Origin of the sequence: Bacillus sp. JJ1503 (assembly GCF_036965125.1) — a bacterium.
Lineage (GTDB): Bacteria > Bacillota > Bacilli > Bacillales > Cytobacillaceae > Cytobacillus.
Genome location: NZ_JBALOZ010000135.1, coordinates 1 through 8,683 on the forward strand (window position 1 = coordinate 1; position 8,683 = coordinate 8,683).

At 37.2% G+C, this 8,683-nt stretch carries 10 protein-coding genes and 1 pseudogene; 4 read left to right on the forward strand and 7 right to left on the reverse strand.

From position 1 onward, the window contains the following. Positions 1-64 precede the first annotated feature (64 nt). Positions 65-862, forward strand: coding sequence for an SDR family NAD(P)-dependent oxidoreductase (locus tag V7149_RS11700; protein ID WP_335345806.1), 798 nt, complete (start codon positions 65-67; stop codon positions 860-862). 890 nt (positions 863-1,752) lie between these two features. On the opposite strand, the gene V7149_RS11705 is transcribed toward V7149_RS11700, so the two are convergent. Next, positions 1,753-2,301 carry a hypothetical protein gene (locus V7149_RS11705; RefSeq protein WP_335345807.1) on the reverse strand — a complete coding sequence of 183 codons (549 nt, stop codon included), beginning with the start codon at positions 2,299-2,301 and terminating at the stop codon, positions 1,753-1,755. Between the two features lie 448 nt (positions 2,302-2,749). Between V7149_RS11705 and V7149_RS11710 the strand changes: the two genes are divergently transcribed. After that, the gene (locus tag V7149_RS11710; RefSeq protein ID WP_335345808.1) at positions 2,750-3,388 is read left to right on the forward strand and encodes a hypothetical protein; all 639 of its coding nucleotides are present in this window, start codon (positions 2,750-2,752) and stop codon (positions 3,386-3,388) included. A 126-nt stretch (positions 3,389-3,514) separates the two neighbouring features. Here V7149_RS11710 and V7149_RS26515 read toward each other — a convergent pair. From V7149_RS26515 to V7149_RS11725, 4 genes and pseudogenes are all read right to left on the reverse strand, one after another. After that, a pseudogene (locus tag V7149_RS26515) lies at positions 3,515-3,589 on the reverse strand (23S rRNA (pseudouridine(1915)-N(3))-methyltransferase RlmH); the annotation flags it as partial. 206 nt (positions 3,590-3,795) lie between these two features. Beyond that, positions 3,796-4,563 (reverse strand): DODA-type extradiol aromatic ring-opening family dioxygenase, encoded by a 768-nt coding sequence (locus V7149_RS11715; protein ID WP_335345809.1) that lies wholly within the window; start codon positions 4,561-4,563, stop codon positions 3,796-3,798. Between the two features lie 14 nt (positions 4,564-4,577). Beyond that, a complete protein-coding gene (locus V7149_RS11720; RefSeq protein WP_335345810.1) occupies positions 4,578-4,931 on the reverse strand; it encodes a DoxX family protein in 354 nt (117 codons plus the stop codon). Beyond that, positions 4,928-5,308 (reverse strand): DoxX family protein, encoded by a 381-nt coding sequence (locus V7149_RS11725; RefSeq protein WP_335345811.1) that lies wholly within the window; start codon positions 5,306-5,308, stop codon positions 4,928-4,930. The genes V7149_RS11720 and V7149_RS11725 overlap by 4 nt, the downstream gene beginning before the upstream one ends. 126 nt (positions 5,309-5,434) lie before the next feature. Here V7149_RS11725 and V7149_RS11730 point away from each other — a divergent pair, with 126 nt between their 5' ends. Together V7149_RS11730 and V7149_RS11735 are read left to right on the forward strand one after the other, a co-directional pair. Next, complete coding sequence (locus V7149_RS11730) at positions 5,435-5,794, forward strand: winged helix-turn-helix transcriptional regulator (protein WP_335345812.1); 360 nt, start codon at positions 5,435-5,437, stop codon at positions 5,792-5,794. Between the two features lie 214 nt (positions 5,795-6,008). Next, positions 6,009-6,473, forward strand: coding sequence for a hypothetical protein (locus V7149_RS11735; RefSeq protein ID WP_335345813.1), 465 nt, complete (start codon positions 6,009-6,011; stop codon positions 6,471-6,473). A 290-nt stretch (positions 6,474-6,763) separates the two neighbouring features. On the opposite strand, the gene V7149_RS11740 is transcribed toward V7149_RS11735, so the two are convergent. Then, entirely contained in the window at positions 6,764-7,543 is a 780-nt protein-coding gene (locus V7149_RS11740; protein WP_335345814.1) for a nitroreductase family protein, read from the reverse strand. 461 nt (positions 7,544-8,004) lie between these two features. Next, a complete protein-coding gene (locus V7149_RS11745; RefSeq protein ID WP_335345815.1) occupies positions 8,005-8,550 on the reverse strand; it encodes a histidine phosphatase family protein in 546 nt (181 codons plus the stop codon). Positions 8,551-8,683: the final 133 nt, after the last annotated feature.

The window sequence follows — 8,683 nt, forward strand, 5'->3', positions numbered from 1 at the left end:
TCATATACCCTTACATATGTATATTTGATGGGTTCATTATTAATTAAAAGTATGGAGGAATGGTATGAAAGTATTAAATAAAGTCATGGTCGTAACAGGGGCTGGTGGAGGGATTGGGAGAGAGCTTGTTTTCCAACTCTTGGAAAGGGGAGCTAAAGTCGCGGCCATCCTCAACAAATCCGGGCTAGAGGAAATAAAATCATTAGCTACAGTCTATGATGGCAAGATTTCAATACACATTGCTAATTTAACCAACAGAGATGATGTGGAAAGGCTTCCAAAGGAAATCATCGCCGTTCACGGATGCATAGATGGGATTATTAATAATGCGGGAATAATTCAGCAATTCCATAGTGTGAATGATCTTGACTATGAACAAATTCAAAGGGTTATGGATGTAAACTTTTACGGTACGCTCTTTATGTGTAAATCGTTCTTACCACACCTTTTAAAACGACCAGAGGCTCACATTACAAATGTTTCGAGCATGGGTGGATTTCTTCCTGTGCCACATCAATCGATTTACACAGCTTCAAAAGCAGCTGCCAAAATGTTAACAGAAGGTCTTCATTTAGAACTAAGAGATACCAATGTAGGCGTAACAGTCGTCTTTCCTGGTGGAGTCGACACTAACATCGTCCAAAATGCTGGAATTCAAATAGAAAGTGCTGGCAACCATTCATATAAGTTGCTCAGCCCAAATAAAGCAGCTGCAATCATTATTAAAGGCATGGAAAGTAAAAAATTCCGAGTATTAGCCGGAAATGATGCAAAAATAATGGACTTTTTATATCGTTTAAATCCAAAAAAAGCTGTGGACATCATTGCTAAAAAGATAAAAATACTTGAGAAAAAAGAATGACCCTCCAGCTAGGCTTGTCAAATAGAGTGTGTAAATTTTTGGTGAAAACCTTTGAGAACCTAATTTTTTTTCTGATTAATAGGTAAGCGTCAAATCCAACCCACCGTCAACGGCACCTTCACCATGAGAACGTAGAGGTAATCGAATTGAGGAGGTTGCCTCTATGTCAACGAAAGAACAACCCCGCCAACTATGGGCCAAGCGTATTGTCGAGTTTCGCGCCAGCGGAATGACGATGGCTGCTTGGTGCTCCGCTCCCTAATGCTCCATTGATCAGTTAAAATACTGGCTTAACAAAGCCAGTCGAACATTCTCACCCGTTATACCTTCCACCTCGCCGGTTTGGGCACCTCTTGCTGTCGCCGATGCTAGGTCTACCTCCGGCCCCTCTCTTGTCGTTCGTATCGGAAAGAACTTGAATAAAAAAAATTCTAACATCCCCATCTCAAGGGAATTTGTTCAGTCAATACAAAAACCTCATTTACTTATGATACAGTTCACCGTATCTATTTTAAGTGCGGTTTTTTTTATTTTATTTCGCTCTTTTTAGTCGTTCTTTCTTAAGGCTAAAAAAAATTAAACAATTAAATATGATTAATCTGTCTCCACGTACGGACCAATCCATCCACAATTGGTTCAATAACAAGCTTATCGGTATCATAGCTTAAATGGCTTAATGGATTCCAACTTGTTAGTATATTACCTACATTTACTTCCCTATCTTCGTTATCAGCGATATCATAATTTTCATCTACAGGCTTTAATGGAAAACCTAAAACATCATTTTTGTTGTAAAAGTTGATCCATTCACCTTGTAATCCAGGATAGTAGCTTTGGAGGTTTTTAGAAGGAATATTAATTGGACGGTTAAAATTAAAATAACGTAAACTCTATAGTGGGAGAGTTGTACCCATTGTATAAAATAAGGTTAACGTATCGCCTGTTTCCAAAGGAGAGGATTCGTTGATAATCGAAGTGACATCATCTTGTTTAAATTGTAAATCATAAAAGTAATTACTCGCCATTACAGAACCCAGACTATGTGAAATGATACATAAAGGTGCATCATCTCCAGCCTTTTCAGAAAGTAAGTTAAGACCTTCCCCTATTTTCTCATGTACTTTCTCATAATTTTGCCTTGCAGTCTCCACCGGTTGATAGGCAACGGCATCGCCTAAATAATTGATAAGGAAATTCCTTAGTCCTTGATAATTTAATTTATTGTCCAGAACCAATTTTTTAAACAGATTTTCCTTTCTGTCTTTAAAAACAGTTGTCCTTAGGACCGGTTGGATGACTAGCTGGGAAGCAGGATCTTCAACTAGATGCTTCATTTTTTCAGTGAATTTTTTATGAATCTTGGCTATTGTTTCCTTAGCAAAACCCTCTGTTTGATTTCCCATTCCATGAATAATTGCTACAGCTACTTTTTTATACATTGTCATCTTCCTCTATTATAAAATATGCTATTCGTTATATGACAATATATTCAAAATTGGTAGATTCGAAAGGACACTTTCACTACTCTTGTAAAATTTCCCCTCTGCCGAGCATAAAAGTACAGAGGAAGAGATGAGCTCTAAGTAACAAAAGGGAAATTTTCCAAGGATGCACCATTAAAAAACACCCCCCAATAGTTAGTTGTGTCTAACAATCGGGTGCAGTTTTCTCTCGGAAACTATTTTTAAGACTGTATCCCTTTTTATTTGGCTTTTGTAAACTTGCCATACGATTCACTGTAACGTTGGATAGGGTAAAATAACTTCATTTTCCAAAATTCGCATTTAAAAATGATTTGTCACCAAATTCATTTTTACGTACTCAAAGCCAGAGAACAAGAATATCTTAATAATGCAACTCAGAACACTCTAGAGGGGGGATGCGAGGATGGAAAATGGCAAACATGGGGAGATTTCTTCCACATTAGGGGGCCCAAGTAATGGACGGCTTGGTCTGGCTGCCTTAGGCGCAATAACAGGCGGTTCACTTTTGGCCATCAGTAACATTTGGCAAGGGTACCTTGAGGTGACACCCGGAAATGACGGAATTCCGCAAGATGTTACTCATTATGTCTATTACCTTAATGATACCATGCTGTTTGTGGCAATGTGTGGTTTACTACTTGGTCTGCATGGACTCAATAATCGAGTTACAGTTACAAAAGCAGGTTTTATGTGGCGAACAGGGGTCTTTCTTTCAGGAATCGGACAGGGGATTTTTGCAATTGTGGCATTAGCTTTTATTTTACACGGCTTCTTTGACTTTAAATCTTTTATGGATTTGGTCCATTTAGTCGCCGGTATTAGCATTATAGTAATGTATCTTGGCGCACTTCCAATTGGCCTAGTGCTACACCGCCGGAAAGAACTTCCTCAAACCGCAGCTATTTTGTTCCTTCTAACTGTACCCATGGTTGCCGTCTCCTTGATTGTTATATACAGCATAAATGCCCTTGTTAGTGGATTATTATCCGGAGGATTGTATGGGTTAGCTTGGATCATAACAGGGTTCTATTTAAAGAAATAATGTAAGCGAATAGGAATTTGGATAACTTTTACGGACATTCTATTATTCAATATTACAGGGGGCAATTCTTACTTTTGTACAGAATCGCCCCCTTTTCATATTCGGTTAACTATCAAAAAACCGCCTCTATTTATGGTAAGGTTCACCTCGATTTATCCTAAAAGCCCGATGAACCTGCTCCACCAAAACCAACAGTGACAGGCACTGTTCTTCACAGCTATTGATGCTATATTATTAATGGTAATCAATCCAAACAAAAAAAAGTAAGCTAAACAAGATACGTTATCAATGAAATATCTCATCTAGCTTAGTTTTTAAATGACAACGTAGAAAAAGCACAGTCAAAAACTGTGCTAGTTTCTCCAATATTTAATTCAAAAATTAAAACTTTTACCATCATGCATTCTTTAAAATTCCATACACAAATTACTCATTGCTCCAAATTCATAAGTTTGATTGATAACTTTTGGAGTCTTCCTTTCGTCTCCGCTACCCATTGCAATAAAGAGGGGAACAAAGTGCTCAGGTCTCGGTACGGCTAAACGTGCATGGGGAGCTAATTGAAGATAATGATCCAAGGCGTTTAGATCCCTTTTTTGGACCATTTCAATGACCCAATTATCAAATTCAACTGCTTCTTTAGTCGGTTCGGTTGCGTCAGGGAAAAACCATTGAAAATTGTGGACCGTTGTACCGCTTCCAATAACCAAAATATCTTCCTCTCCTATCCCTTGTAACGCCTTCCCAATGTTATATTGTTCTTTAGGAGATAAGAAAGGATGAACAGATAATTGTATTACTGGGATGTCTGCGTCTGGATACATGTGGCGAAGTGCTACCCATGAACCGTGGTCCAATCCGCGTCTTTCTTCCCTTTGGGTTTTGATTCCTGCATTCTTAAACCGTTTCTCAAGAATTTGGGCGACTTTAGTAGAACCCTTGACCGGATATTTGATTTGATACATTACATCGGGAAAACCGTAATAGTCATAGACAGTATCAAGAATATCATCTGTATAGGTTAATGAGACAATCTCACTTTCCCAGTGAGCACTAAATATGGCAATGGCTTTTGGTTTATATTGTTTTCCTAATTCAGATAAAAAATGGGAATATTCATTTTGTTGAACAGCTAAATATGGGGAGCCATGACCGATAAATAATGAAGGCATCATCTTTTTTACTCCTTCTACCAACGTCCAATTGCCACAAATATGGCTAACGCTAATAAAATAAGATTCATCCCTATAGCCTTATTTTCATTCCTTTTAATATGAAATCCGGCCGCAAGAATCATAACGACTCCAAGTGCTAAAGCTGCAATCGGTGTCAATACAGGTACGATTCCAGTTGCATAAGGTACAATTAAACCAATAGCTCCAAGCAGCTCTGCTACCCCGATAAATATCACCAATCCTTTTGAAGAATCCTTTACCCAAGGCATGCTAGCTTTTGCTTTTTCATAAGTCAAAGCTTTCGTAGACCCTGCCATTAAAAACATTAGCCCTAATAAAACTTGAACAGCCCATAGTGCTATATTCATACAATAATCTCCTCTTTAATTGAATTTATTTTTCTCTGACCCCAAAACACGATAACGGCTAAAATAAGAAGAATAAACGGCATCATGGCAACTCCAAATCCTTGGCCTGCTTGTAAATGGGTAAAAACTGCTCCAGTCATAACCATTGCTAATAACCCACTAAAAATAAGAACTAAATTTTCCTTCCAATAACCAACGATTAATCCAATTCCTAAAACAACTTCGATTGCCCCTACTACATACATAAAACCTGTGCCATATCCATACACATTGTTAAATGCATCAACCTGCATGGGATCTGCCCTTAATTTTATATAACCAAATAATAAGAATCCGATAGCTAATAAGCCTTGTATAATACGAACTGTCAACTTCATTGTAACAATCCCCCCTTGTTTCAATTTAACTTCTAAGGTTAGAATAATACCTAAGAGAAATTACTGGAAGTAGTTACATTAATGTGCCATAGTATACAAAAAGATACCTTAGAAGGAGGAAGCTAAATGGCTGACGAATGTAAAGGAAATGGAGCTGGAACGATTGAAACAGCTCTTGATATTCTTGTTGGAAAATGGAAGCCTGTTATTCTTTTTCATTTAATTCAAAACGGAACACTGCGCTTTAGTGAACTTCAACGCTTAATTCCAGATGTAACGAAAAAAATGCTTACTACTCAACTAAGGGAATTGGAATATCATGATATTCTAAACCGTAAGATTTATGCACAAATTCCTCCAAAAGTTGAATATTCAATAACCGAATATGGAAAAGGACTAATACCTCTAATGGTGTCAATGCATGAATGGGGATTAGGACATATAGCACATTTAAATGAACTTTATGGGGAAGAAGAACAGGCGTAACAAAAATAAAAAATAATTTCCACCTGTACAATCATTAAAAAGCAGTGTGATTTCGATTGCGAAATCCACTGCTATGTAAATGGGATAAAATTTAATACCTAGGCTCGTTCACTCGGACAAGCACCTTTTTTTAGAGACACAGGTGTATCATACAGACCGGCTTGTCCATTTGGACATATTTTGGTAGTAATTTACGAAGAAAGGATGTGTAATCATGGGACTAAGATGTTCGTGTGGGGTGCGTACAAACCCTGATGCAGCAACAGAAAATCTTGACATGTTTTTCTTTGAAGATCGTTCTACTAGGCCTGGATCAATAACTCTTTCTGTTAATGCCTGTGCAGATAGACTAGAATCAACTACCTTCACCGCAACATTTTTCGACCAAAGCAATGGAGGCGATGATAGGAGTTTTACGTTTTCTGCAACCCCAGCAAGTACTGAATCCGTTAGTTGCGGTTTTTTGGATGCCGATGTATGTATAGTAGACATAAAAGGTGAGGGACTTGTAACTGGTGAAACAACTCCAAGAGAATTTGAGGTTTCTTTTACAACTGGCCCACCTTCTTCTAGTGATACTTTGTTTAATCTTAGTATCGCTGATTTTGCTTCCGGCCCCGTTCTGGGAGCTGCAGATCTCCAACCAGACTTGACCTTCTTCGGCTGCGAGAGAAATTAAAGAATAAGCAAAGGATCATCTTATCCAAGATATTTTTTCAATTGATGAGGTTTTAGGGATAATTGAGTAAGGTAAGCTAGACATGAAATAACACCATGTAATAATATCTTGTCTAGCTTTTTTATTGAATTTCTAAAAAAATCCGTCAGCATTTTTTATGTACGTCCCTGTGTTAATCCGTTGCTGCTGATCCTTTACCGTAAATTTGCCACCGAGACTGAATACCTTTTGTTTTATATAAAGGTGTTTCACACTATGCCTCCTTTGAATTAGCATCAACTTAAAAAACCTCAATCATTTTTCATAAAGTTCTGCTTCTCCAAGTAATTCAGCACTGTCTGCGAAAACTCGATATGAGATTCTTGCGTATATTTGGCAATGGTATAGACTTGAGCTAGATTCTTTAATCCCAGTCGTTCCGTCATTTCTTTTAGCCTAGGAATGTCCATGTAGCGTTTCCATCCTTTTTCATTTCTTTCTTTGTAGATTTCTAGAATTTCCTCATCTGAATAATCACGATACTGGTCATAGTGTACAATTCCATGCCTTGGCAATCGATCACGCGGGGCAGGGTTTTCTGCGGGATATCCTATTGAATAACCAACAACTGGTACGACATTGGGCGGTAAGTTTAGCAGTTCACCAATTTGATCACAATTTGCTAGCGTTGAGCCCATATAACAAATGCCCAGCCCAGCATTCTCTGCTGCTAAAGCACAGTTCTGTGCTACTAAACTAGCATCAATAGCCCCAATCATAAAGCTCATGAAATTATCAAAATGGACAGGTGCATCATTGAGCGAAAGCCATTTTCTCATTCTATTAAAATCAGCACAAAAGGTTAATAGTATAGGTGCATCAACAACCATCGATTGTTCCATATGTGCAGTGTAAAGTTTCTGCTTAAGCTCTTTGTCTTTTGTGACGATAATCGAATAAGTTTGCATATTGCCACTTGATGAAGCACGAATGCCAGCATCTATTATTTGCTCTAAAAGTTCTTGGCTTACTTCCCTATCTTCATATTCCCGTATGGATCTATGACCGAATATAACATCATTTAATTCCAAAGCAATCACTCCTTATTTATCTCTATATAAGAGTTTGAAGAATCATTTGCATATATAAAGTTCAATCTATTCATTTGGTTAATACCGTAAGATAGGCGTCTTTTCTCCTACTCTTGATATAGAGATATGAATAGACTTTAACTACTATTATAACAGATATTCGAAATTATCTGAGAAAGGGTAAATACAGATTGTATTTGGAAGTGTTATATAAAGTGGTCTTGAAAATGCCACACCCCGAATAATGTCGAAAAGTCCGAAAGAATTCTGGTGTACACCAGGCACTTTTTAAAGATACAGAAGATAACACTCATGCATTAATGAGTGAAGTTCAAGTTTAAGAAAACCAAAAGGAGACCGTCTAAACAACATGGACGGTCTTCTCTATTTTAAGTTAGCCTCTTTAACAATTCTTATCTAGAGTTACTTTCACCTATGCTTTTCTGGTAAAGAACCTTCTTCTAACTATCTAATTTACTCAAATCTTCTAAAGATAATTGACCAACAACTTCATAACCATTACCTTCCCCTTTAGGCTTTATAATAACTGTCCCCATATTAGGTATTAGACCTAAACCTACCCCTTCTGGGAAACTGTGAGCAACAATAACCTTATTTCTTCCCTCTTCCGGAACTGTTTCCAAAACAGTCTTAAAATTATTTAAAATTCTTTGTCTATTACTACTAGGTAAATTTCCACCCAACCTATATATCTCAAACCAAAAAGGATTAACTTGAACATTGCCACTTCCAAATGCTAACTGTGCTGTTTCTATTGTCCTGCAAAAAGGACTTGCGGAAACAGGGTATTTAATTGGTATTTGTAAGTATCGAAGAATTTCTCCATAATAAATAGCCTGCCTACGTCCCTTTTCAGAAAGATTTCTTTGGGTTAAACAGTCTTGAAAGTTTAAATAGGGTAAATCACTTCCAATGGTCGCTTCCCCATGCCTTGCATAGAAAATATATCCACCTTTTCTAAAGGAATTAAGTAACGATCCATTCAAAGCAATCTTCTCCTTTCATGTATACATCCTGGTTTACTGCTAATGTATGTATATTATTTAACATGGGTAATTAATCAGTTAAAAAAAAACAAACAGGAATAATAAATACCTTTTCCCGTTTGTTTTTACCATA